Source organism: Streptomyces sp. M2CJ-2, assembly GCF_016757295.1.
Classification (GTDB): domain Bacteria; phylum Actinomycetota; class Actinomycetes; order Streptomycetales; family Streptomycetaceae; genus Streptomyces.
Window position 1 is genome coordinate 1 of the sequence record NZ_JAESIF010000080.1, and the last position, 24,051, is coordinate 24,051.

Here is a 24,051-nt window from a genome sequence, read left to right on the forward strand (position 1 = left end):
CAGGACGTTGCCGTCCTGGTCGACGGCCCGCCACAGGTACTGCCACGTTCGGCGCTTATTGCAGCGGTGTGTGCGGCTGGGGCGAGGAGTGACGGTGCGGGTGCCCGCCGGGCGGTGGGCACCCGCACCGGGGCCAGGTCAGCCGAGGGTGGGGTAGTCGGTGTAGCCGCGGTGGTCGCCGCCGAAGGAGGTGGCGCGGTCGGGGGTGTTGAAGGGGCCGCCGGCGGCGAGACGAGTGGGCAGGTCGGGGTTGGCGAGGAAGAGGGCGCCGTAGGCGATCAGGTCGGCGGTGCCGTCCTCGATGAGCGTCAGCGCGTCGAGGCCGGTGGGCTCCATCCCGGTGAAGGGGTTGAGGATGAAGGTGCCCGGCCACGTCTTGCGCAGCCGCACGACCAGGTCGCGGATCTCGGGAGTCTCCATCTGGTGCAGGTAGGCCAGGCCGAGGGGGGCGAGTGCGTCCACGAGGGCGGTGTAGGTGGCCTCCACGTCCGCCCGGTCGCTCTCGTCGATGTCGTTGTAGGGGTTGCCGGGCGAGATGCGGAAGCCGACCTTCTCGGCGCCGATGACCTCGGCCACGGCCTTCGCGGTCTCCACGGCGAAACGGATCCTCCGCTCGGGGCTGCCGCCCCAGGCGTCGGTGCGCTGGTTGGAGTTCGGTGCGAGGAACTGGTGGATCAGGTAGCCGTTGGCGCCGTGCAGCTCGACGCCGTCGAAGCCGGCCTCGATGGCGTTGCGCGCCGCGGTGGTGAAGTCGGCGATCGTTTCCGCGATCTCCGTCTCGGCCAGCTCGTGCGGGGTGACGAAGTCCTGCGGGCCCTCGTGCGTGTAGACCTGTCCCTTGGCCGCGACCGCGGAGGGGCCGACCGGCGTGAGGCCCATCAGGCTCGGATGCCCGACCCGGCCGGTGTGCATCAGCTGCAGAAAGATCACGCCGCCCTCGGCGTGCACGGCATCGGTGACCTTGCGCCAGGCCGCGACCTGCTCGGCGGAGTGGATGCCGGGAGTGTCGGGATAGCCCTGGCCGACCACCGACGGCTGGGTGCCCTCAGTGACGATCAGTCCGGCACTCGCGCGCTGCGCGTAATAGGTCGCCGTCAGGTCGGTGGGACTCTGTCCGGGGCCGTAGGCGCGGCTACGGGTCATGGGGGCCATCACGATGCGATTGGCCAGGTGGATGCTGCCGAGGTCGTAAGGGGCGAAAGCCGTGGTCATGATCAGGTTCCTCGTTCGGATTCGGTTCCATGGCACCAGGCGGCACCATTACCTGTCCGAACAAGTAAACACCTCAGTTGACGTCGGAAGCATGTGATCTAAGTCACTAGACCCTGGGATTGATGCTGTCCGTCTCATCCGGCGTAGCGAAAAGAGATGACGGTAGAATGTTCCTGTCCGAGCAACAACTTGCGTAAGGGATCGTGAACGACGTGTCGAAGGACCCAGACGGCGAGCCGTCGGCAAGCTCGGCTGCGAACGTGGCCCGCGCCCCGATGCCGCCCTCGGTGCAGGCGGGGGCCATGAGTCACGCGATCTTCCGCGTCGCTCGCCTGCACCGGATGCTCGCCGGGCAGCTTCTGCGCCGCGTGGGACTGCACCCCGGGCAGGAACTCGTCATGATGCAGCTGTGGGATCTCGGCCCGCAGCGTCAGACCGACCTCGTGCGCCTGCTCGGCTCGGACGCGGCCACCATGACCCGCACCGTCAAACGGCTGGAGAACGCGGGCTTCGTCCGCCGGCGGCCCAGCGCAACCGACAAGCGCGCCACCATCATCGAACCCACTGCCGCCAGCCTCGCGCTGCGCAAAGAAGTCGAACAGGTCTGGGCGGAACTCGAGGACAGTGTCACCGCCGGCCTGGACCCGGACGAACAGGACACCGCGATCCGCATCCTGGCGCGCATCGAGGACAGCATCAGCCAGGCAGCCGAGCGTCACACGCCCCTCGCATAGGGCGGCGTGACCTGTGGAGGGGTGGGGCTGGGCGGGATGTCCGTTGGTTTCTCAGACGGCCGCGTGCGGGTGCGAATACGCGGATGAGCCGTCCCGGACGGACGCGTTCGCCAGGTGCCGGCCGCCGGGCTTTCCCTCGCTCCAGGGCGGTTTGCCGACTGGGCCTTCGTGCCCGGCCTCGCGCGTGCAAAAGACGACGCCCCTGGAGCCCGAGTTCGACAGTTGGTGGGCATACGGTGGTGTCGATTCTGCGGGCTGACCTGGGGCGATGGGCATGATGAGGCTCCGGGGCCGTTTGCCCACGGCTCCGGAACGTGTTTTCCCAGCTCAGGGGCTATTCGGGGGTCTTCAGGCCGCTCATCTTTGGCGGGAGCGGTACTCCGCAGTTCTTGAAGATTTTGGTCTGGGTGTCGGTCAGGCGGGTGGTCTGCTGGAGGCTTCCGGCCGGGCCGGAGAGGGTGACCTGGTGGACCCGGCCGAGCTCGGCGGCGATCTTGGGCCACGTCTGCTCGGTGCGGCGCTCGGCGACGCGGATCAGCAGCAGAGCGAGCCAGCACAGCAGCACGTGGGCGCGTATCCGTTCGTCCAGCCGGTGGTAGACCGGCCGCAGATCGAGCGTGGACTTCATGGTGCGGAAGGCGCGTTCGGCTTCCAGCAGGTTCTTGTAACCGAGCGCGACGTCCTCGGCAGACAGGTCGGGATCGGACGTGGCCAGCAGGTACTTGCCGTCCAGCCGGGCCTCGGCGGCGACCTTGGCGGCATCGATGGACAGCCGCCCGGTACCGGGGTGCTGCTTGAGCCAGCGGCCCAGCGCGGGGTGGTCGCGCAGCGCGCACTCGGCCTTGCGGTGGGGCGCGTCCGAGGGGGCCGCGGCGCGTTTGCCGGTCTGGGCGGCCTTGGCCTTCGCCTTCTTCACGTCCGCTTCCCGGGCCGTCCTGATGCGCGCCAACTCCTCACGAATGGCATTGAGTTGATCTTCCCGTCGGGCGGCATCGCGCTCGGCTTCGGCGGGGTTGTGGCAGATGATCCAGCGTCTGCCGCCGTCACCGTCGAGGCGGACCTCCTTGACGCGCAGGTTGTCACGCACTTCCTGGTAGCGGCCCTGCCGGGCCAGGGCCTGGTCGGCTCGGTGCGAGCCTTCACGCATCTTGGCGCCGGTGATGTAGTGGCCGCCGGCCCGGCGCAGGTAGGCCTGGTTGGCCTCGGAGGAGAAGCCGGTGTCGGTCACGGTGACGACCCGGCCGAGCCGCCAGTCGCGCAGGGAGTCCTTGACCTCGGTGATGACGGTCTGGTCGTTGGTGCCGCCGGGCCAGGTCCAGCAGCGGACCGGGATGCCTTCGCGGGTGACGGCCAGTCCGATGACGATCTGCGGGAGGTCCCTGCGGTGATCCTTGGAGTGCCCGTACTGCCGCAGGCTGGAGCCCGCGCCGTCCGGGGCATCCGCCTCGTCGCGCTCGAAGTAGGTCGAGGTGGTGTCGAAGAAGACCAGGTCGACTTCGAGGTTGAGCAGGTGGGCGGCGGAGAAGAACACCGCTTCCTGCACGGCTCCTTGGGTGTCGGCATCGACGAGCAGGTCCATGGCCCGGTAGGCGTGCTGCTCGGCGAGGGCGTCCAGGCCGGGGATCACCTGGTCGAAGGTGGCCCACTCGGCGGCGGCAAGCTTGGACGCGGGGGCGATGGCCCGGTTGGCGACGAGTGCGAAGATCGTGCGCTCGATGTCGGTGCGGAACTTCCGCCCGTCGATGCGCGAGGCCAGGGCCGTGTCGATGCCCAGGAGCTTCCACAGCCCGTCGAGCAGCCAGCTCGCCCCGAGCGGCCGGGAGGACTCCACCGTCAGCGGCCCGGCATCCTCGACTCCCAGTGGCGCGGCTACCTCGTCCTCGTCGCCGAGGTAGCGGTTGATCGAGGCGACCAGGCGGCGCAGGCCCTCGACGTCCAGGCGGTCCTCGCGGCCGAAGTTGACCAGCACCTCGGCCTGGGTGGTGCCGCCGACCCGCCGGTTGTGGGCGAGCTGGAGGTAGCGGACCACCGACCCGTCCTTGTTCCGCCGCTGGATCTTCCGCAGGTACATGCCCGCATGCTCGAGCAACAGACCAGATCAGAGCAAGACCCATGACAAATCCGTTTGCCCACACCTCTGGGCAGTCTCAGGCGGGTGCCAGCCCTCTCACCTGCAGAGATCCGCGGCCGACCCGCCCTGCATGCCTACCAACTGTCGAACTCGGGTGGAGGAGAGCTCCACCGTCCGCGCGGTGCACAGTCCGCCGGCTTCGCCCAGCGCCTCCAATACCCGGCGCCGCTCGGTGGTGTGCGGGCAGGTGCGCGGCAGGACCGTCTCTCGTACGAACGCCGTAAGGCGCTCCAGGTCCGCCCGCTGCTCGCCGGTCATGCGGTGCGCCAGGACGGCGCGGTCGCCCCGGACAGCCAGCGCAGTATCACCGCGGTCATCGCCCAGTACACCCGCGACTCGGAGGTGCGGGCTGGTGCTCGTAGTCGCGCACCAGCCGGTGGTGCAGCATCAAGATCCTGTAGGCGGAGAGTCGGCCCGAGGAAACGGGGCCGGGGAGACCCGGTCACCGCGCCTCGGGCCGCCTCTCCACGTTGTCGTGGATCTTCCAGCGCCGACGCTGCGTCCGCGACTACGAGCGCTTACCCGAACAGGCGTTGTCACGTTGGTGGGGGTGTGACCGGCTGATGGCGTGTCAGGGTGTGGTGTGGCCGGGTGGCAGTTTCGGGTCAGGCCGCAGCGGGCATGGTGGCGGCCCCGGTGATCTGCTCCCAGATCACGAAGCGGACGGTCATCTCGGCGCGGTGGCCGGAGGCGGTCATCAGGTGGCGGCGGGGTCGGAAGTGAGGTGAGATGCCGCTGAACGCGGCCAGGAACTGCTGGGCCCCGCCGACGCTGCGGAAGCCTTTCATGGCGCGTTCCCGCTGCCGGGTGGGCTGATGACTGTTCTCCGCCCGGTTGTTCAGGCCCTTGTGCGAGCGGTGTTCCACCGAGGGCATGACCTCGCGGTGCGCCGCGCCGTAGGAGCGGAGCTTGTCGGTGACCACCACCCGCGGCACCGACCGGGTCTTCTTCATCAGCTTCCGGAAGAAGCGCCTGGCCGCGGCCGTGTCCCGCTTGCTCTGGACGAGGATGTCGAGCACGGTGCCGTCGGCGTCGAGCGCGCGCCACAGGTACCGCTGCCGGCCCTGGATCTTGACGAAGATCTCGTCGAGATGCCATGTGTCGCCCGGCTTCGGGCGGCGCCGGCGCAGCGCGTTGGCGTAGGCGAAGCCGAACCGGCGCGCCCACTGGTGGATCGTCTCGTAGGAGACCTCGATGCCGCGCTCCGGCATCAGCTCCTCGACGTCGCGCAGGCTCAGGGCGAAGCGGTGGTACAGCCACACGCAGTGCGCGATGATCTCCGGCGGGAAGCGGAAACCCCGGTACGACGGCGCGTCCACGAGCAGCCCCTCCAACGACCCCAACCAGACAGATGATCATGCCACCGGAGAAAGGCTCCGCTCAACCTGACAACACCCCCCGGTCTGCTCGACGGCTCCACCGCGGAGACCGACCTCGCCCTGCGACCACCGTAACGTCACCCCACAGCGAAATCCTCAGAAGTGCGCGCGTACCTGGTCGACCGCCTCCACGTGCGCCTCGCGGACCACGTAGCGGGTAATGCCCCAGCGACGCTCATGCTCGGCCAGGGCGGCTCTGATCTCCTCCACCGTGCCGACCCACGCGTAGGGAGAGGCGAGCACCGCGGCCGTGTCGCAGTGAAGCCGCCGGGCGATGTCGTGCGCCGCGCCCTCGGCGTCATCAGTGACCTCCACCATCTGGACAAGCGCTTCGCGGGCCGGGGCGTCGACCCGGCCCGCGGCTCCCTGCTCGATGAGATCGACCTGGCGGTCGATGTCCGAGCCGTCCCAGCGCACCTCATGCATGTGCCCGTCCGGCAGGGTGCGTCCCAGCCCGCTCAGCCCCACGACGTCCGCATGCGCCCCGGCCCAGCGCAGCAGGGCCGTGTTGCCGCCCCCGAAGGTGAAGGGCACCCGGTGCTGGACCGGGCGGGGGGCAGTGAGCCGCGCCTGGTGAGTCCGTACCTCGGGGCTGTCGAGGGTGACCGTCTCGCCTGCGAGCAGCGCGCGACAAGCCTCGGCCACAGCCTGGAAACGCCGGACGCGCCCCGCGACGTCGGGACGTTTCTCCCCCAGCATGTCCCACTCGGCCGGGGTGTGGCCGGCGCCCAGTGCCAAACGCGCACGTCCGTCGGACACCAGATCGAGGGTGGCGACATCCGACGCGAGCAGCAGCGGCTCACGGACACCCGCCTGGGAGACATAGGAGCCAAGGCCGATGCGCTCGGTGACCGCCGCCGCGGCGGCCAGCGCGACGAAGGGGGAGGCCGTGGCGCCCGGGTGGTCGGCCGCCAGCAGCGCGTCGTACCCGCCGGCTTCCAAGCGCCGGGCCAGAGCGATCCAGGAAGCGGCATCCCGGGGCTGGGCCTGGACGGAGAGGACCGGTGACTTCATGTCAGGAGACTACGGCCGTCGGCCGGCTCCGTGAGAACTTTGCGCGCGCGGCGAAACTGCTCGTGCCCACCGCTGCCGCACGTCGCCGCACCAGCGGCCGATTCACCATGATCGCGAGCGGAGTCCGAGAACAGCTTCTCATGACAATTCGCCTCCACCTGGCCCGCTGACCAACACCAATACCGAGCCGTGATATCGATCGGCACTACCATGACCCGGCGATTCATCAAAAACGTCAGCGCTCTACCGGCAACCGGTGTCAGCGCCACCACACCGGCCGGCGCCCTCCCGGCCAGGGCCAACACCACCCCAGATCACTGACGCCTCAACACCGAAACCCCACCGACAAACCGACGCAGATCATCACCAGTGGATAAGGACTCACAGAACTGAGACAGCGTCACCCCGCATGCAATAACACCCCCGGGACAGCGATACCCACGGATCCCTCACGTCCAAGACAGTGGCCCTACGCCCCTAAACCGCCACCCACCAGCAGCAACACACCCAGACCCCACTGTCTCTCACCCCACTGTCCCGAAACCGAGAGATCGCAGCGGGGGACGCGGCGGGCCGGATGCCTCAGTTCGCGGTCTCGTAGCGAGCGACGTTCTTCGAGACCGCGGCCAGCAGCGGTTCCAGACGGTCCACCAGCTTCTGGTACTCGCTCGTCCGACCGTCCGACCACTGGCCCAGCCCCACCACCATGGCGCGGCCCTGCCCGGTGAAGGCCTGCACCATTCCGCTGTCGGCCGGCAGGATCGGCAGGCCGGATCCGGGCGGTGGAGCCTGCACGGCCACCTGGTAGTCGTTGAAGTTCATGGACAGCTGGGTCACCAGCTTCACCGTCTCCTGGGGGTCCTTCATCGTGAAGATGGCCAGGTTGAACTGATTGTCGTGCGCGTCCTTGTAGAGGGCGATCTCCTCACCCAGACACCCCTTGCCAGCGGCGATCTCGGCGGCCAGTACCGGTCCGACCGAATCGAGCTCGGTGCAGGACTTCAGCACGACCGAGCCCAGCCTGGTGAACGTGCCACCGTTACCGTCCGCCACATGGACCGGAAACGCCTCGGCCAGGGGGATCATCGGCCGCTCCGCCGCACCAGCGACCGTCGCGGAGACGCGCGGTACGGGGGCGGACGTTGTCACCGCGGGCGCGGCAGCTTGTGCCGCTTGGAAAGTCATCGCTGCTGGTCAAGCCGCATATCGGTACTCGTTGATCGCTCCGCCGAGGATGCGGGTGCATACGAGTTTGCCGGGATGGCCGGGCCGGCGTTCGGCGGCGGCTTCCTCGCTCACGTCGGGCGGGAGTTGGTCTTGGGCCTGGTGAGGCCGGTGCCCGTTGTAGTGATCTTGGTACCGGCCGAGGACGCGACGCGCAGGGGCCTCGTTCACGATCAGCACGTGGTCCAGGGCTTCCCGCCGGATCGTGCCGATCACGCGGCAGTATGCCGGGGACGGCCGGCAGCTTCCGGGTCACCCTGTACAGCAGCGAGACGATCCCCACGACAGCGTCCCAGCTGCTACCGACGCTCCAGGACATGGGTACGCACCTGCAGCGATGACTTTCCGAGCGGTACACGGTCCGAGGCCAGCGCCCGCAGCACGGTGTTCCTGGAGATCCCCAGCTGCCGGGCCACCGGCCGAGCCGACAGCCCCTTTCGAGCGGCACACGTTACGGCAGCGAGGGGAGCCGGGCGAGGAAACCGGCGAGGACCTCGTTGAAATCCCCGGCGCGCTCCAGATTGGGCAGGTGCCCGGCCCCGTCGACAACCGCGAGGGTCGCGTCGGGGATCTGCTGCTGGAGCAACTCCGCATCCTGGACGGTGGTGAACGAATCGTCCCGGCCGACCACGACCAAAGCGGGAACGGCGATCCGATCGAGCATTCCGGTGTAATCCGGCCGTTCGGCGCGGCTGCGCAACGCCACGGCCGCACCCTCCGGCGGCGCCCCGCGCATCATGCGCAGCACGTGTTCAGCCACTGCGGGCTGGGCCTCGACGTTGTAGGGCGCCACCATCGAGGTGAGGACCTCATCGGCGTACCCGGCCATCCCCTCGGCCTCCAGCCGATCGGCGGTCTCGTACCGCCAGGCCCGCTTCTCCTCGGTGTCGGTCTGAGCGAACGAGTCCGCGATGAGCAAGGCACGCACCCGTTCGGGGAACAGTCGGTAGAACTCCAGGGCGAGCTGTCCTCCCATGGAGATCCCACCGACCACCGCGGAGCCCACGCCCAGATGGTCGAGCAGGGCGGCGAGGTCGCGGGCGTACTCCTCCCAGTGAGTCTTTCCCGGGACGACGGTGGTCTCGCCGAAACCGCGCAGATCCGGCACGATCAGCCGGTGCAGAGGCCCGGCGAACTTCACCAGCTGCGGCTCCCATAGGGTCCGGTCGAAGGGGTGACCGTGGATCAGCAGTACGGGCTCGCCGCTGCCCTCGTCCTCGTACCCCACCTGTATGCCGTTGACCGAGGTGATGGCCACTGATTCCTCCCGCGGATGGCCGGGTTGATCGCCCGACCTGTGAGTCGGGTCTCGACACGATCTTGCCGCAATGCCGTGCCCACCGGGCAATCGATAAGCACGCGCGCCAGTCTGCACAGACCGTGCCCGGACCGCACGGGCGTGTCCGGCGGATCACGACGACTCCCATGCAGGACGTGCTACGCCGTGCAAGGACGAGACAACCGCCTGACTACCATGACCTGCGCCTGTATACGGCGGCGGGAGAGGAAAAAATGGGGCTCTCCTGCTGTATGAGTGGGTCACTCTGTGGCGGGTTGGCGGCCGGGGAGGGTGGGCTTGTCGCCGGCGAGGGTGGGCACCTGTCCCCGAGTGGTGGGCAGATCAGGCCAGGTGGGCAAGGGGCACCGGACGCGCCGACTACTTCCCCACAGCACCCTCTACGACAGTCCGCCTCGAAGAACCGCCGGCCTTCGGCACCCGCCGCCTGGTCCCGGTCGCCGGCATCGTCCCGGACAACGCCCCTTGCACGGCGCGATCCAGGCCGTCTCCGACAACGCCCACCGGAGTCTCCGTTCATGACCGGCTGTGTGGGCCACTGAGCGGCGTTCACGTCCGGGCCGGGGAAGTTGCCCGGCGCCAAAGTACTCTCCCTGATCCACACTCCCGAGCAGACCAATCACTCGCCGGCCAGTGGATCAGAACTCACAAAACTGAGACAGCGTCACCCCGCACGCGATAACACCCCCACGACAGCAATACCCCACGGAAATCTCACCCTCATGACAGTGGCCCCACGCCCCTAAACCGCCACCCACCAGCAACAACACACCCAGACCCCACTGTCACTCACCCCACTGTCCCGAAACCGAGAGATCGCACCCGGGACCTCGCGGATCACCCGGCGGATCGCGGACACCAGCTGGGTGACGGTGTCCTGGGTGGCCACCGCATCGTCCAGGACCGTGGAGTCCAGCGCCCGGCGCTGCTTTCCCTTGAGCACGCCGGTGGCCGCCACCACCTCTTTGACCTTGGTGAAGATCCGCATCGGGTCGGGCGGGTGATGCGGAAGTACGGCATCGCCGGGCTGCGGCTGCGCAGGCGCCAGGTCACCACCGTGCCCGAACCGTCCGCCACACCGGTGCCGGACCTGCTTGGGCGCGACTTCACCGCGAGCGCGCCGAACCTCAAGTACGTCGGCGACATCACCTACCTGCCGGTGGGCGACGGCGAGTTCCTGTATCTGGCGACCGTGATCGACTGCTTCTCGCGCCGTCTGGTGGGCTGGTCGATCGCCGATCACATGCGCACCTCGCTGGTCGCCGACGCGCTCCGGACAGCTGCCCGGGCCCGCGGCAGCCTGGCCGGAGCCGTATTCCACAGCGATCACGGAGCGCAGTACACCTCCCGCCAATTCGCCGATATATGCGCCGAGTTGGGGGTGCGGCAGTCCATGGGCGCGGTCGGCACGAGCGCGGACAACGCGCTCGCCGAGAGCTTCAACGCGGCCCTCAAACGCGAGACGCTCCGCGGCGCCCGCCGCTTCGACGGGGCCCGCGCCTGCCGCCTGGCCGTCTTCCGCTGGACCACCCGCTACAACACCCGCCGACGACACTCGGCGAACGGACAGCAGGCACCGATCGCCTACGAGCAACAGTCAGCTACCCTGACACTCGCCGCATAACGACACGAACAGGTGTCCACCCCTCGGGGACAAGGCCCCCGGGCACGCCGACTGCTTCCCTGGCAGACCCTGCCGCGGCGGCTTGCCCTGCAGGTTGCCCTACAACTTGCCCGCCAGCTTGCTCTACAACTTGCCTCTCAACTTGCCCTACAACGTGCCTCAGCCGACCGGGCCGGGCAGGTGAAACCGCAGATCAGACCGGGTGGGCAAGGGGCGCCGAGTGCGCCGACTACTTCCCCACAGTGCCCTCTGCGGCAGTCCGCCTCGAGGAACCGCCGGCCTTCGGCACCCGCCGTCTGGTCCCGGTCGCCGGCGTCGTCCCGGACAACGCTCCTTGTACGGCGCGGTCCAGGCCGTATCCGACGATGCCCATCGGGGGTCTTCGTTCGGGGAATCGGAGGAGGCGCAGTGGGGCCGGCGCCTTGTGAAGCCCGCTCCGTAGAAGGTGACACCGGCTGCCCCGTCGCCACTGCCGGCACCCGGCCTGCCACCACGGCCCTGACCAGCGAATGTCTCCGTGGCCGCGCGCTGTGCGGCCACGGAGACACCGTCAGGTGGTGTCCGGGTACCGGCCCGGTCCGGCACGGCATGGCCGGGTCCGGTCGGCTCCGGGAAGGATCAGAACTGCAGCGCCCAGGAGTCGATGTATCCGATGTCGCCGGCGTAGGCGTCGGTGACCTGGAGTTTCCAGGTGCCCTTCGCCTTCTCGGAGGAGGCGTCGACCGGGAAGGTGCCGACCACGTTGTCGGCGCTGCCGCCGGTGCCGGTGTCCTTCAGCCGGTAGGCGGTCCCGTCGGGTGCGATCAGCTCCACCCGCAGGTCACCGCTCCAGGTGTGCTTGATGTCCACCTCCACGTGGAGGTTGGCGGGAGCGTTGTGGGGAACGCCGGTCACCCTGATCGGCGACTCGGCGACCGACCGGTCCGGGATTCCGTAGTCGGTGGTGTTCTCGAACCGCTTGCCGCTCGGCGCCGGCGGGGGTTCCGGAGCGCCTCCGCCGTCCTCGCCGACGTTGAGCAGCAGGTTCGGCGAGCCGGGGCCGGGGTCGGTGACGGCGGCGTAGGTCGCCCTGCCCGTCAGCGCGGAGGCGACCTGCTCCGGGGTGGCGGTGGAATCGTCCGCCAGGTGCAGCGCGGCGGCGCCGGCGACGTGCGGCGCGGCCATCGAGGTACCGGAGATGGTGTTGGTGGCACTGTCCGAGGTGTGCCAGGCCGAGGTGATGGAGGAGCCCGGGGCGAAGACGTCCAGCACCGAACCGTAGTTGGAGAAGGAGGACCGGGCGTCGGTGTTGGTGGTGGAGCCGACGGTCAGCGCCTCGGTGACACGGGCCGGCGAGGCGCTGGAGGCATCCGTGTTGGAGTTGCCCGCAGCCACCGCGTAGGTGACGCCGGAGGCGATGGAGGTGCGCACGGCGGTGTCCAGGGCGATGTTGGCGCCGCCGCCCAGGCTCATGTTGGCCACCGACGGGCCGGAGGCGTTGGCCGTCACCCAGTCGACACCGGCGATGACGCCGGCGGTGGTGCCCGAACCGGAGTTGTCCAGCACCCGCACGGCGACGATGTCGGCGTTCTTGGCGACGCCGTGGGAGGCGCCGGCGATGGTGCCGGCCACGTGGGTGCCGTGGCCGTTGCCGTCGTCGGCGATGGTGTCGCCGTCGACCGCGTCGTAGCCGTACCGGGCGCGTCCTGCGAAGTCGCCGTGGCTGATCCGCACCCCGGTGTCGATGACGTAGGCGGTGACGCCCTCACCGGCGGAGTCCGGGTAGGTGTAGGAGCCGTTCAGCGGGAGGGGCGCCTGGTCGATGCGGTCCAGGCCCCACGATGGCGGGGCGGGCTGGGTGCCGGTCGCCTGGACCGTCTGGTCCTGGACGACGAACTTCACCGCGGGGTCGGCGGCGAGCCGCTCCGCCTCCTCCTGCTCCATGGCGATGGCGTAGCCGTTCAGAGCGGCCGTGTAGGTGTGGGTGATCTCGCCGTCGAACTTCGCGACCAGCGCCTTGCCCTGCCGGGACGCGGCGTCGAAACCGGCCGCTTCCTTGAGGACGACGATGTAGCTGCCGTCGACGGCGCCGGGGCCGTCCGCGTTCAGGACCACGCCTTCGGCCGGTGCCGCGGCCGCCGGGAGTGCCGCCACCGCGCCGAGTGCCACGGCCGTGAGTATGGCCGTGCCGACACCGGCGATTCTGTGACGGGTCATGCGTCTGTCTGCCATCCGAGGGATCCTCCTCATACGGGTACACGGGTGCACGGCGGGTACCGATGCCGACCGGGGTGACCGGTCGGACCGGAGGACGGTGTCGCCCTGGCACGGGCAGCGCGAACACACCGGATCATTTGCTCATGCGCATGACAAATGAAGCCGCCTCGCCGCCTGCCGCACCGAACCGCCGTGACACAGCATCACCACTCGATGGCACTTACACAAGAACGCCTCCGACGGAACGCAAGGACCGCATCACCCCCACACCCCCTGCACGCATCACAAGAACCGGTAGCGGCACGCACCGGCACCGCCGAATCCCTCCGGCCTGCGCCGGGTCACCGGCCGGAAGAGGCCAGCCAGGCTGCCCACACGTCACCCTGCCCTGCCACCACGGCCCTGACCAGCGACAACACACCCCGCGCCATACCGACCGGCAACCAACTGACCCGCACCATCACCAAAAACGTCAGCCCCCAATCAGCGTCCGTGTCACCACCCGAAACCCCCACCACACCACGCTGAACAGCAGAAACCCGACACCTCCCGCACTGACATCACCCTGCCGACCCACCACCGAAAAAACTTACAGATCATCACGTTCGGTCCGCTGGTCACTGTCCGATGGTCAGGGACCAGCGGACCGGTGAGGGGGCCTCAACCTTCACCGTGGCTTGGGGCCTGGTCTGCTTCAGCGCCAGTTCGTTGTAGGTGCTGCTGACTTCGCCGTCGACACACTCGAGCGGAAAACTGAGCCCGACCGGGTCCACGGAGACGGTCAGAGTGCCCTCACCCTGGCAGTTGACCAGCACCGACAGAGCTCCGGGCCGGATGCCTCCCTCGATCGGCAGGGTCTGGCTGCCCCGCCCCGCGTCCACCGCGGCCAAGACGGTGCCCTCGAGGAGTTTCGGTGCGGTGGTGACCGACTCGCCGGGGATGTGCTCGGCCCGGTCCGACCGAGCACCGGAGGAGTGCGAGGGCGCGGAGGCCTGCGGGGTGGGGGCGGAGTCTGCCGGGCCGGTGGAGCAGCCGGCCAGCGCGGCGATCAGGCAGGCGCCCAGCAGAGCGGTACGGGTGCGCATGGCAGTTCTCCCCCTCGGTGAGAGGTTCAGTCCTCCCACAGGTACCAGCCCACCCGGTACGGCGAATAGCTGGTGATGGTCTTCTTCGTCGAGGTGGCGCAGTTGCTGTATATCTTGTAGCTGACGCCGGTGTGCTTGAGCCGGTTGAAGCTTCCCCTTGATGTTGGACACCTGGAGACTGGGACGTGAGGTTCCAGAGGAAGTAGTGCCAGGTGGGAAGTAAGAGCAACCGCAGCAGGCGGTATACGGAGGAGTTCAAACGCGACGCGGTCGCGCTGGTCCGGTCCTCCGGCAAGACCGTCACCGAGGTGGCCCGGGAACTCGGCGTCAGCGCCGAAGGGCTGCGCAACTGGGTCAGGCAGGACCAGGTCGACCGGGGCCAGGGGGCACCGGGCGAGCTGACGACGGCCGAGCGCGAAGAGCTGCGCCGGCTGCGCAAGTTGGCCCGTGAGCAGGCCGAGACGATCGAGGTGCTGCGAAAAGCGGCGGTCTTCTTCGCGAAGGAGAGCGATCGATGACCGCGGTGTATGCGTTCATCGAAGCGGAGAAGACCACCCACAACGTCGCTCTGCTGTGCCGGCTGTTGAAGGTGGCCCGCTCCTCGTTCTACGCCTGGCGGGCCGGCGAGCAGGCCCGCCAGGCGAGGCAGGCCGCCGACGACGCCCTGGCTCACGAGATCACCGTGCTGCACATCGCCTCCAAGCACACCTACGGCGTCCCCAGGATCCACGCCGCACTGCGCCGACTGGGGCGTTGGGTCAACCACAAGCGAGTAGAGCGGGTCATGCGCGAGCGCGACATCGCCGGCGTCACCCGTCGCAGACGCCAGGGCCTGACCCGGCCGGCGAAGAGGGCCGTGCCCGCAGCCGATCTGCTCGGCCGCGACTTCACCGCCCCCGCACCCGGCATGCGGCTGGTGGGCGACATCACCTTCATCGCCACCGAGGAGGGCCGGCTCTACCTGGCGACCTGGCTCGATCTGGCCACCCGCGAGATCGTCGGTTACTCGATGGCCGACCACCACCGGGCGTCCCTGGTCCTCGACGCGCTGGCGATGGCCGCCGGCCGCGGTCGGCTCCAGCCGGGCTGCATCGTGCACTCGGATCGCGGCAGTGAGTACACGTCTGAGGAACTCCGGCAAGAGATAGGCCGGTTGAAGCTGCGGCAGAGCATGGGCCGGACTGGCTCGTGCTTCGATAATGCCGTCGCCGAGTCGTTCTTCGCGGTGCTGAAGGAAGAGATCGGCACCCGCCGCTGGCCCGACCGGGCCACCGCCCGCGCCGAGATCTTCGCCTTTATCGAGACCTTCTACAACCGCAAGCGGCTACGGAAGCATCCGCACTGGGGCTACCTGACCCCGCTGGAGATCCGGCAGCGGCACGAGCAAGGACACGCCCTCGTGGCGTAAGCATCGAGTGTCCAACGTCACGGGGAAAGTCCAACCGGAGCCTGCGCCAGCTCGCCGGCCTGGACACGAGCGCGCAGGCCCGGCGGCTCACCTGGAACCGTGCGTTCTTCGACCGGCGTTCCCTGCTGCGCACCGCCATCCGCAAGTACCGCAACAACCGCCCCCGGTACGCCCGGCAGGTCGCCGAGACGGCCGCTCCGGGCGCGTCCACGTCGTACCGCTCCTCACCGCGGCGCATCGCGGCCGCCGGGGCCTGGTCGGCGCTTGCTGCGCTGCCCGCCGCTCCGGTCAGCGTTCCAGTGCGGGCAGGTGGGCCAGGCCGGTGTCGAACATGATGCGGTCGAAGAACTCATGCTCCAGCGCGGCGTCCTTCCGGACGTGCTCTTCCGCCTGCTGGAGGCGGAACCGGGCTCGATCGCCGTCTCCGCGCGCACCGGAGACGGTATCGAGGCCCTGCGGGACCTTGTCGACGCCCTTCTGCCGCACCCCGAGGTGGAGATCGAGGCCATGGTCCCCTACACCCAGGGCAGCCTGGTCGCACGGGCCCACCAGGAGGGCGAGGTGCTCTCGGCCGAGCACACCGAGCAAGGGACCCTGCTCAAGGCGAAGGTGGGGCCGGAACTGGCGTCCGTGCTACGGGCCTACCCCCAGCCGTGACCCGAGTGGGAGGGCCGGGAGGCGGACCCGGCCCTCCCACCCTGGGCTCCGGCCAGACCGGTTGCCGGTGCAGCCTCGTACCGCCTACGCTGACGGCATGGGTTCCCTGTGATCGGTACGTGTGGTCCGCGAAGGCGTGGGACGTCGAGCCTGGCTCCGTCACCGCGCCCCGCCGTGCACCCCTGAGGAAACAACCGCACCGCGATCCTTCGCCGTGCGGTATTCCCACCGAACGGATCCCCTCCCGACGGTCTGCTGTGTGCGCGGCGACATCACTCAAACCAGTGACGATCAGGAGGACTCCTGCGTGTCGACAGCGCAACTCGCCCTGCATGACATCACCAAGCGTTACCAGGACCACGTCGTACTCGACCGGATCGGCGTCACGATCAAGCCGGGCGAGAAGGTGGGTGTCATCGGGGACAACGGATCCGGCAAGTCCACGCTGATCAAACTCATCGCCGGGCAGGAACAGCCCGACAACGGTGCGCTCACCGTAGTCGCGCCCGGTGGCGTCGGCTATCTGGCCCAGACACTGGAGCTGCCGCTGGACGCCACGGTCCAGGACGCCGTCGATCTGGCCCTGGCCGACCTGCGGGAACTGGAGGAGGGCATGCGCCGGGCCGAGGCCGAACTGGCCGAAAGGCCGCACCAGGAAGAGCAGGATGCCGAACTCGCCGCCCTCCTGGAGGGCTACGCCGTGTTGGTCGACCGGTACCAGGCCCGGGGCGGCTACGAGGCCGACTCCCGGGTGGAGATCGCGCTGCACGGACTCGGGCTGCCCGGGCTGGACCGCGGCCGACGGCTGGGCACCCTGTCCGGTGGCGAGCGGTCGCGCCTCGCCCTGGCCGCGACTCTGGCCTCGGAACCCGAACTGCTGCTGCTGGACGAGCCGACCAACGACCTGGACGACCGGGCCGTGGGCTGGCTGGAGGAACACCTGCGGAGGCACAAGGGCACCGTCGTCGCAGTCACCCACGACCGGCTGTTCCTCGACCGGCTCACGACCACGATCCTGGAGGTCGACTCCGGCACGGTGGCCCGCTACGGCAACGGCTACGAGGGCTATCTGGCGGCCAAGGCGGCCGAACGACAGCGTCGGCTGCTGGAGTACGAGCAGTGGCGCGCCGAACTGGACCGCAGTCGCGAGCTGATCACGTCCAACGTGGCACGGCTGGACAACATCCCGCGCAAGCTTCCCTTCGCCGTCTTCGGCGCCGGGCAGTTCCGGATGCGCGGCCGGGGCCACGGCGCGATGGTGCGGATCCGCAACGCCAAGGAACGGGTCGCACGGCTGACCGAGAACCCCGTCGCGCCGCCGCCCGAGCCGCTCACCTTCACCGCGGAGATCACCACCGAGGCCGCGCAACCGGAGGAGACGGTGGCCGAGCTCACCGGCGTACGGGTGGACGACCGGCTCGGCATCGACTCCCTGCGCCTTGGGCCCGGTGAACGGCTGCTGATCACCGGCCCCAACGGGGCCGGCAAGACGACGCTGCTGCGGGTGCTCTCCGGGGAGCTGACACCCGACAGCGGATCGGTGCGGGTGTCGGGCCGGGTCGGGCATCTGAGGCAGGAACAGGCACCATGGCCGACGGGGACGACAGTGCTTCAGGCCTTCAGCAGTGGACGGGTCGGCGACATCGACGAACACACCGAGGCGCTGCTCTCGCTCGGGCTGTTCAGCCCGGACGACCTGCGGCAGCGGGTGGAGGAGCTGTCGTACGGGCAGCGACGCCGCATCGAACTGGCCCGGCTGGTGACCGAGCCGGTGGACCTGCTGCTGCTGGACGAGCCCACCAACCATCTCTCGCCCGCGCTCGTCGAGGAACTGGAGGCGGCGCTGACCGGCTATCAGGGCACGGTGGTCGTTGTCACCCACGACCGGCGCATGCGGTCCCGCTTCAACGGCGCCCACCTGACGCTGCGTAACGGGCTCGTGGCCGAGTTCACCGCCGCCTGATCGCTGGGCGCGGTACGGAGGGACGGCCGACAGGGTCCGTCCCTCCGTCCGATCAGAGGCGGACGGGTAGGTTTTTCGGGGCGCCGCCCGCTGGTGCGAATCTGCACCGGAAGGACACCCCGCGACCAGCAGCAACCTCACCAACTGTCACCGCAAAAACCGCACCCCGAGGTCACCACCACCCCACGGCGAACCCCCAGCCCACCGCCCCGACACCAGCGCTGGAAGGCACTGGTGTCACCACTGCAGAAACCGGTGACCTCGAGACGCATATTGGCAGTTGTGAGCCAACTCGTAGTCGCCGGATCGAGAGACGCCTGCGCCCCGGCCATTGAGGCGGCCGGGGCGCAGGCGGGGGCGAGGGTGCGCTACGCGGTCCCCTCGCCCCCGCCCCTCTCTCGGTGGGATTCTGGGGTGTAGGCGATCAGGTCGCCCGGCCGGCAGTCCAGCGCCTTGCAGATGGCGCCAAGGGTGGTCCAGATGATGCCGGACGCCCTGCCGTTCTTGAGCTTGGTGAGGTTGACCCGGCTGATGCCGGTCCTTCGCGACAGCTCGGAAACGGTGACGCCCCGATCCTCCAGCACCTTGTCGAGGGTGACGTGGATGCCGTGGCCACCTGCCGCGTCGGCGGCGTTCGTCTCGGGTGCGGCCTGGTGTGCGCTGGTCATACGACATCGACCTGGCGGTCGTAGGCCGCCTTGCCCTTGCGGTAGACGTCGACGAAGACGTACAGGATGAGGGCGACCGGGATCATGAGGAAGGTGGCTGGCACGTCCCAGGTCACGGTGACGTCGGCGCTGCCGGTGGACAGCAGGTTCGGGAGGGCGAGTTCGGCGCCGAACGCAGCCATCCAGAGCGGGAGCGTCGCGATGGATGCAATCTTCAGGCGGGTGTTGTCCTTGTCCGTGAACCGGTGCTCGGGGGCGTACATTTGGGCCCTCACTCCCCAGATCGCCCAGACGAGGAGAGCGAGAGCGACGCCGATGAGGACGCCGGGGAGGGCGAGGAGGAGGCGTTCCCACTGGGTGGAGTCGAGTTCGACGGTGACGGCGCTGACTTGTCCTGCGATCCCTGGGACGTGGACCTGAGCGGCCTCACGCTCGCTGAGTAGCACGTTGACGCGGGCCTGGAAGGCGTTCTGGATGCCGATGCCGACGCACACCGCGGGGGCGAGGAGCAGCGGAAGGTTCGCGCCGGCCACCGCCCACTTCCATCCGCGCGTGAGCGAGACCGGCTCGTCGGGGGAGGGCGGGTCGCTGTGGCGGGCGTCGGGGGAGGGCGCCTTGTTCGAGCTGGGCACGGATTGGTCTCCTCAGGTGTAACGGGTGCGATTGCACCTGCCCAAGGTAGCAACGCCTCCCGTTACATGCAATGCCTGGCGTTACATGCTTGGGTGGCGTGCCGCGCCGGCCGCCGGCGACCCGATGCCCGCACGCCCAATCACCGGGCGCCGCGCCCTGGGCGCCGGCCCCGGCGGTAATCCGCAGCCACCCACAACCGAACGCACAGCTGCGCAGCCTCCCGCGGTCTGATGGCGCAGCCCGGCCCTACAAATCGAACTCCAGGTGCTCGACGTCGGTGAACTCCACCTCCAGGCCGTGGGCGCGGCGGCCGCCGTCGCGGAAGTAGACCTCGCCCGGGCCTTCGGCGGCGAGGTCGCGTAGCTGCTGTTCGCCGGCGCCGGTGTCCTGGGCGTCGAAGAGGCGGGCCGCGTGGTGGGGCGGCAGGGCGAGGGTGAGGCGGCGGAGGCGGGCGTCGTCGGTGGTGCCGGGGGCGGCGGTGAAGCCGAACCGGGCGCGGGTGTCGACGACCAGGCCGGTGCTGGTGGCCGCTTGCTTCCGGGCGCGTTCGCGGATGCGGGGCTGCCACCGGGCGCGCACCGCGTCCTCCAGACGCCGCGCGAGGTCCGTGCGGGGCCGGCGGATCTGATCCTTCACATACCGCTCCACGGTGCGCTGCGAGACGCCGAGCGCGTCGGCCTGATGGTGTCGGCGAGGAGAAGGGGCAACGCTTGGCGGGGAGTTCTGGGAACGCTTGAGCGGGCTCGACACCGCAGAAATGCCGGCGGGTTCCAGCAGTACCGCCGATCGGTCAAGCCGCTTCAGCAGCACGTATCCGTGCCGGGCGAGCAACTGCGTAGCCGGTCGGCCGGGGGCAGGCCCGGGCTGGTCCCCGGACTGCCCCGTGCTCCACGGCCCGCTGGTGACTGCGAAGAGCGTTCAGTGCCTCGTCTCGGCGGCCAGGAAGGCGCTCAGGCTGTCGAGGAGCATGGTGCTGCCCTGCTCGGCCATGTCGCGTTCCTGAACGGTGTCACAGGTCTGGCGGAGCACGATCTGCGTGCGGCGGCCGTCCTGCTCGTCGAGTTCCATGGTCATGGCTGCGGGCTCGGGCTTGCCGGGTACGTCCATGCCGATCACCAGACGGCGGTTCTCGGCGACCTCGAGATAGGAGCCGGTCAGCGGGAATTGTCCGCCGTCGGGGGTGAGCATCGTCGCCTTCCACGCTCCGCCCGGCCGTACGTCCATCTCGACGGAGCCGGCAGCGGCGCCTGCCCACCGGGCGTACTGCTCGGCGGTGGTCCACGCGCGCCACACCTGCGCCACGGGGGTCTCCAGCGTTCGGGTCAACGTGTAGGAGAAGCCGTTGGCCGCGGTGGTCTGCTCAGTGCTCATGTCTCGTCTCCTGGTCTCGCCCCTGGCCGGGGTGTCACACCGGTAGACACCCGCGGGCGCGGAAACTCATCGGTGTGCTGCGACCTCTCGGCTTCCTGCCGGCAGACCACCCGGGGGATCCATCGCCTCAGGACTGTGCAATCCGATGCCCGCACCATCCCCGTGTCAGCGGCAAACCGTCACGCGCCCCCACCGCGGCCAGCGGAAAGACGGCCGGCAGCGACCGACGGCGACCGCCGGCCACCGGCACTGACACGACGCCGACACATCACGCGGGGCGCAGACACCTCGGTGAACACCCAGGCGCCGCTGACCGGCAGGTCTGGAGGCTGATCGGCGCGCAGGCGGCCGGGCAGCGCCGCCGCCCTCCTCCCCTCCGCACGACCCGCAACGGCCCCGAACCCGCCCCCTGCGCCGAAGCCATCCGCCCCCACCTGCCCCGCCGACCAGCACCAACTACTGAGCCGTGATACCGATCGGCACCGACCTGGCGATTGGTCAAAAACGTCAGCGTGAAACCGGCAACCGGTGTCAGCGGCGTAACACCGGCCGTCACCCTCCCGACCAGGGCCGACACCACCCCGGATCACTGACACCTCAGCACCGAAACCACACCGACAAACCGACGCAGATCATCAGCCGTGGACGTCCTCGCTGACGCCGTGCACGTCGGCGCCGGGTTCCCCTCGGCCCAGGTGGCGATGCGGCCGATGCGGTGGGCGCCGGTGTCCGGGCCGAGCGGCAGCCCGGTGCCGACGTGGGCGACGGGCTCGGCGGTCAGCCGTCCAGGCGCGCGTACTGCCGCTCGACGGTCTTCGAACTCCACTCTCCCAGCGCCCAGTCGATCGCATAGGAAACCGCGAACAGCGCCAGGAACTCGACACCGAGGAGGGCCACCAGCCCGAGCGTGCCCTGGACCGCGAAGGGGAGGGCGGAGGTCAGCTCCTGCGTGTCCCCGAGCGCCAGGCCGGCAAGGCTGAGGCCGGTGAGAACCGCGGCGAACAGGAGCGCCCCGCGCAGGTAGGCGCGCCGCCTCTGGCGACGGCTTGATGCGTCCGCGCCGGTGGGAAGCTCGACCCCCATGAGGGAGCGGGGGGCCTCGGCGCCCAGCACGCGCTGCACCAGCGCGAACACTCCCGCGCCGCCGACGAGGACCAGGATCGCCGCGGTGTTCGTCACCTCCTTGGTCCGGATGTACTCCCAGACGAGCACCCCGAGGGCCGCGAACATGACGGCGCCCAGGGCGACGAGGGCCGATCTGCCCGCCTTGAGGTGCTGACGCTCATCCATGGTGTCCGTGCGCTCCTTCTTCCCAGAACAGGGAGTTGAGATCGGTCTCCAGTGCCCGGCAGATGGCGACACACAGGCTGAGGGTCGGGTTGTGAGTACCCGCCTCGATCATGGAGATCGTCTGCCGGGTGACCCCGACCTGTCCGGCCAGGTCGGCTTGGGTCATGCCGAGTGCCACCCGCTTGAGCTTCATGCGCGTGTTCACGCGCCGAGGCTCGCGGGCGCTTCGAATCGCGGCCATGCGTCTTGTATACCCGACATGGTGTCGGGTATACAAGACATTCGGATGGCCTTGGGTGCGACCTCTCGGCTCCATGCCGGCGAACCACCCGGGGATACACCGCCGCATGACAGTGAAATCCGGCGCCTGCGCCACCCCGATGTCCAGCGGCGGACCGTCACCCGCCCCCACCGTGACCAGCAGGAAGATGGCCAGCAGCAGGCGCGTACCGCGTCCTGAAGGCGCTGCGCGAGGTCCGCGCGGGGGCCGGTCAGCCCACGTGACCACGCCCATCAGGGGACACGCAGGAGTCCGGCTGATCGCCGGGGGCTTCGCCCGGCCGGGGTGCCCCGGTCGCCGGGGTCGGGGAGGCGGCGGAGACTGAAGGCCGGCTTCTGTCCAGGAACCTCCCGGAGCGCAGGAGAATGGGCCCCACTCGTGCGTCACCGCCCCGTCAGATGCGGTGGTTTCGTTGGCTGCCCGCCGCGCTGATCCTCGGCGTGTTCGTCCTCGACCTCCTCACCCCGCCCCATGTGAGGGTGTTCCTCCTGCTGGCGGCTGTTCCCGTGCTGGTCGCGCCCTGGCTCTCCCTGGCCGGGACGATCGCCACCGGCGGGGCGGCGCTCCTCGCCGCGGTAGCCCTGCCGCTGGTGCGAGGCAGGCTGCCGTTCGGCGTCGAGGACATCGTCCCGTTCTCCACCTTCGTGACCCTGACCCTCCTGGCCGCGGTGGTCAACCGGCTGCTGGCCCGCGAGCGGCGGCAGTTGAAGACCGCCCGCGAGGTCGCCGAGGCCGTCCAGCTGGCGGTGCTTCCCTCCCCGCCCCACCGGATCGGGCCGCTGGCCGTGGCCGTCCGGTACGAGGCCGCCACGCGGGAGGCCGCCATCGGGGGCGACCTGTACGCGATCCACTCCACCCCCTACGGCACCCGGCTGATGATCGCCGACGTCCTGGGCAAGGGCCTGGGCGCGGTCCGGACCGTCAACGCGCTGCTGGGCACCTTCCACGAGGCCACCCTCCACATTTCGGACCTGTCCGGCGTGGTCCGCCGCCTGGAGGAACGGATCCAGGAGACCAACGCCGCCGAGAACGGAGGAGAAGCCGAGAGGTTCGCCACCGCCGTCATCGCCGAACTCTCCGCCGACGGCTCCACCCTGCACGTGGCCAACCGGGTACACCCGGCGCCGTTGCTGGTCCACCGCGGCCGGGCCCGCCCGCTGGAGCCGGGTGTGCCCTCGCTGCCGCTGGGTCTGGCCGACCTCGGCAGCCCGAACGTCCTCCCGGACGTCCCGGTCGACCGGTACACCCTGCCCGCGGGCGCGGTCCTGGTGCTGTTCACCGACGGCGTCGTCGAGGCCCGCGACCACCGCGGGATCTTCTACGACCCCGTCCCGCGGCTGTCCCACCCCCTCCCACCGGACCCGAACCACGTGCTGGACGCCCTGCTCGCCGACCTGCACCGGCACGCCGCAGGACACCTCGACGACGACGTCGCGCTCCTCGCCATCGGCCTGCCCCGCCACGCGAACGACGGCCCCGGCGAGGCCCCGGCCGCCCACCGGAGGAAAACAGCCCACAGCCGGCGCGTGTGAGGAAATCCACGACTGTGCTGCGCAATCCCTCGGGGCCGCGGGACCGCACTTTGCGGCCTGCGGCGACGCGGCCACGCTCGGCGCTCCAAGCGGCTGTTCCCACGGGGCCGGCGTTCGTGCGGGTCGTCGAGCGCGCTCCTCTCCTCGTTGCGTCCAGACATTCACACGGGCCCGGGAGCGAGTCGGCCGTTCAGGAGGCGGGGGGCGAGGGCCGCGCCGAGGGTGGCGACGGTCGAGCAGCCGGTCACGACGGCCCAGGCGAGGGGGCCGAGAGGGGTGCAGCCGAAGAAGTGGCTGAGGCCGGGGGTTTGCACGACGGCGATGAGGGCGGCGGCGGACACGATCCCGGTCGC

At 69.7% G+C, this 24,051-nt stretch carries 22 protein-coding genes and 3 pseudogenes; 7 read left to right on the forward strand and 18 right to left on the reverse strand.

All coding sequences use genetic code 11. The features are described 5' to 3' along the window. Positions 1-138: 138 nt before the first annotated feature. Positions 139-1,212 carry an alkene reductase gene (locus JL475_RS33390; RefSeq protein ID WP_202281944.1) on the reverse strand — a complete coding sequence of 358 codons (1,074 nt, stop codon included), beginning with the start codon at positions 1,210-1,212 and terminating at the stop codon, positions 139-141. A gap of 275 nt (positions 1,213-1,487) precedes the next feature. Between JL475_RS33390 and JL475_RS33395 the strand changes: the two genes are divergently transcribed. Then, positions 1,488-1,946 (forward strand): MarR family winged helix-turn-helix transcriptional regulator, encoded by a 459-nt coding sequence (locus tag JL475_RS33395; RefSeq protein WP_202281960.1) that lies wholly within the window; start codon positions 1,488-1,490, stop codon positions 1,944-1,946. Positions 1,947-2,280: 334 nt separating this feature from the next. On the opposite strand, the gene JL475_RS33400 is transcribed toward JL475_RS33395, so the two are convergent. The 8 genes and pseudogenes from JL475_RS33400 to JL475_RS33435 form a co-directional block, all read right to left on the reverse strand. After that, positions 2,281-4,017, reverse strand: a complete 1,737-nt coding sequence (locus JL475_RS33400) for an IS1634 family transposase (RefSeq protein WP_237409022.1) — start codon at positions 4,015-4,017, stop codon at positions 2,281-2,283. A 96-nt stretch (positions 4,018-4,113) separates the two neighbouring features. After that, entirely contained in the window at positions 4,114-4,335 is a 222-nt protein-coding gene (locus JL475_RS33405; protein WP_202281966.1) for a hypothetical protein, read from the reverse strand. 347 nt (positions 4,336-4,682) lie between these two features. Further along, positions 4,683-5,402: an IS6 family transposase gene (locus JL475_RS33410; protein ID WP_202281962.1), complete on the reverse strand. Its 720-nt coding sequence runs from the start codon at positions 5,400-5,402 to the stop codon at positions 4,683-4,685. 150 nt (positions 5,403-5,552) lie between these two features. Then, positions 5,553-6,470: an LLM class flavin-dependent oxidoreductase gene (locus JL475_RS33415; RefSeq protein ID WP_202281945.1), complete on the reverse strand. Its 918-nt coding sequence runs from the start codon at positions 6,468-6,470 to the stop codon at positions 5,553-5,555. Between the two features lie 582 nt (positions 6,471-7,052). After that, entirely contained in the window at positions 7,053-7,619 is a 567-nt protein-coding gene (locus JL475_RS33420; protein ID WP_202281946.1) for a hypothetical protein, read from the reverse strand. A gap of 45 nt (positions 7,620-7,664) precedes the next feature. Beyond that, positions 7,665-7,934, reverse strand: a pseudogene (locus JL475_RS33425) (integrase core domain-containing protein); the annotation flags it as partial. A 211-nt stretch (positions 7,935-8,145) separates the two neighbouring features. Beyond that, entirely contained in the window at positions 8,146-8,946 is an 801-nt protein-coding gene (locus JL475_RS33430) for an alpha/beta fold hydrolase (protein ID WP_307825239.1), read from the reverse strand. Between the two features lie 787 nt (positions 8,947-9,733). Beyond that, a complete protein-coding gene (locus JL475_RS33435; protein ID WP_202281947.1) occupies positions 9,734-9,979 on the reverse strand; it encodes a hypothetical protein in 246 nt (81 codons plus the stop codon). Between JL475_RS33435 and JL475_RS33440 the strand changes: the two are divergent. Next, positions 9,980-10,615: pseudogene (locus tag JL475_RS33440) on the forward strand (IS3 family transposase); the annotation flags it as partial. Positions 10,616-11,233: 618 nt separating this feature from the next. Here JL475_RS33440 and JL475_RS33445 read toward each other — a convergent pair. Together JL475_RS33445 and JL475_RS40605 are read right to left on the reverse strand one after the other, a co-directional pair. Then, positions 11,234-12,826, reverse strand: coding sequence for a S8 family peptidase (locus JL475_RS33445; protein ID WP_202281948.1), 1,593 nt, complete (start codon positions 12,824-12,826; stop codon positions 11,234-11,236). 602 nt (positions 12,827-13,428) lie between these two features. Further along, positions 13,429-13,896 (reverse strand): hypothetical protein, encoded by a 468-nt coding sequence (locus tag JL475_RS40605; protein ID WP_237409024.1) that lies wholly within the window; start codon positions 13,894-13,896, stop codon positions 13,429-13,431. A gap of 212 nt (positions 13,897-14,108) precedes the next feature. On the opposite strand from JL475_RS40605, the gene JL475_RS33455 reads away from it, so the two are divergent. From JL475_RS33455 to car(A), 4 genes are all read left to right on the forward strand, one after another. Continuing rightward, a complete protein-coding gene (locus tag JL475_RS33455) occupies positions 14,109-14,414 on the forward strand; it encodes a transposase (protein WP_202281949.1) in 306 nt (101 codons plus the stop codon). Next, positions 14,411-15,304: an IS3 family transposase gene (locus JL475_RS33460; RefSeq protein ID WP_202281950.1), complete on the forward strand. Its 894-nt coding sequence runs from the start codon at positions 14,411-14,413 to the stop codon at positions 15,302-15,304. The genes JL475_RS33455 and JL475_RS33460 overlap by 4 nt, the downstream gene beginning before the upstream one ends. A gap of 309 nt (positions 15,305-15,613) precedes the next feature. Further along, positions 15,614-15,961, forward strand: coding sequence for a hypothetical protein (locus JL475_RS33465; protein ID WP_202281951.1), 348 nt, complete (start codon positions 15,614-15,616; stop codon positions 15,959-15,961). A 307-nt stretch (positions 15,962-16,268) separates the two neighbouring features. Beyond that, positions 16,269-17,924, forward strand: a complete 1,656-nt coding sequence (gene car(A) / locus JL475_RS33470) for an ABC-F type ribosomal protection protein Car(A) (protein ID WP_202281952.1) — start codon at positions 16,269-16,271, stop codon at positions 17,922-17,924. 368 nt (positions 17,925-18,292) lie between these two features. Here car(A) and JL475_RS33475 read toward each other — a convergent pair whose 3' ends face one another. The 6 genes and pseudogenes from JL475_RS33475 to JL475_RS33500 all read right to left on the reverse strand — a co-directional run bounded on the left by JL475_RS33475 (position 18,293) and on the right by JL475_RS33500 (position 22,079). Continuing rightward, positions 18,293-18,592 (reverse strand): helix-turn-helix transcriptional regulator, encoded by a 300-nt coding sequence (locus JL475_RS33475; RefSeq protein WP_202281953.1) that lies wholly within the window; start codon positions 18,590-18,592, stop codon positions 18,293-18,295. Further along, positions 18,589-19,224 (reverse strand): hypothetical protein, encoded by a 636-nt coding sequence (locus JL475_RS33480; RefSeq protein ID WP_202281954.1) that lies wholly within the window; start codon positions 19,222-19,224, stop codon positions 18,589-18,591. Before JL475_RS33480 ends, JL475_RS33475 begins: the two co-directional genes overlap by 4 nt. 247 nt (positions 19,225-19,471) lie before the next feature. Beyond that, positions 19,472-19,903 (reverse strand): annotated as a pseudogene (locus tag JL475_RS33485) (XRE family transcriptional regulator); the annotation flags it as partial. Between the two features lie 240 nt (positions 19,904-20,143). Next, positions 20,144-20,596 (reverse strand): SRPBCC domain-containing protein, encoded by a 453-nt coding sequence (locus JL475_RS33490; protein ID WP_202281955.1) that lies wholly within the window; start codon positions 20,594-20,596, stop codon positions 20,144-20,146. 777 nt (positions 20,597-21,373) lie between these two features. Continuing rightward, entirely contained in the window at positions 21,374-21,886 is a 513-nt protein-coding gene (locus JL475_RS33495) for a hypothetical protein (RefSeq protein ID WP_202281956.1), read from the reverse strand. Beyond that, positions 21,879-22,079: a helix-turn-helix transcriptional regulator gene (locus JL475_RS33500; RefSeq protein WP_368860249.1), complete on the reverse strand. Its 201-nt coding sequence runs from the start codon at positions 22,077-22,079 to the stop codon at positions 21,879-21,881. Before JL475_RS33500 ends, JL475_RS33495 begins: the two co-directional genes overlap by 8 nt. Positions 22,080-22,564: 485 nt before the next feature. On the opposite strand from JL475_RS33500, the gene JL475_RS33505 reads away from it, so the two are divergent. Next, positions 22,565-23,698, forward strand: a complete 1,134-nt coding sequence (locus JL475_RS33505; RefSeq protein ID WP_237409027.1) for a PP2C family protein-serine/threonine phosphatase — start codon at positions 22,565-22,567, stop codon at positions 23,696-23,698. Between the two features lie 161 nt (positions 23,699-23,859). On the opposite strand, the gene JL475_RS33510 is transcribed toward JL475_RS33505, so the two are convergent. Further along, positions 23,860-24,051, reverse strand: a 192-nt coding sequence (locus JL475_RS33510; protein WP_202281959.1) for a hypothetical protein, incomplete at its 5' end; no start/stop codon positions are given.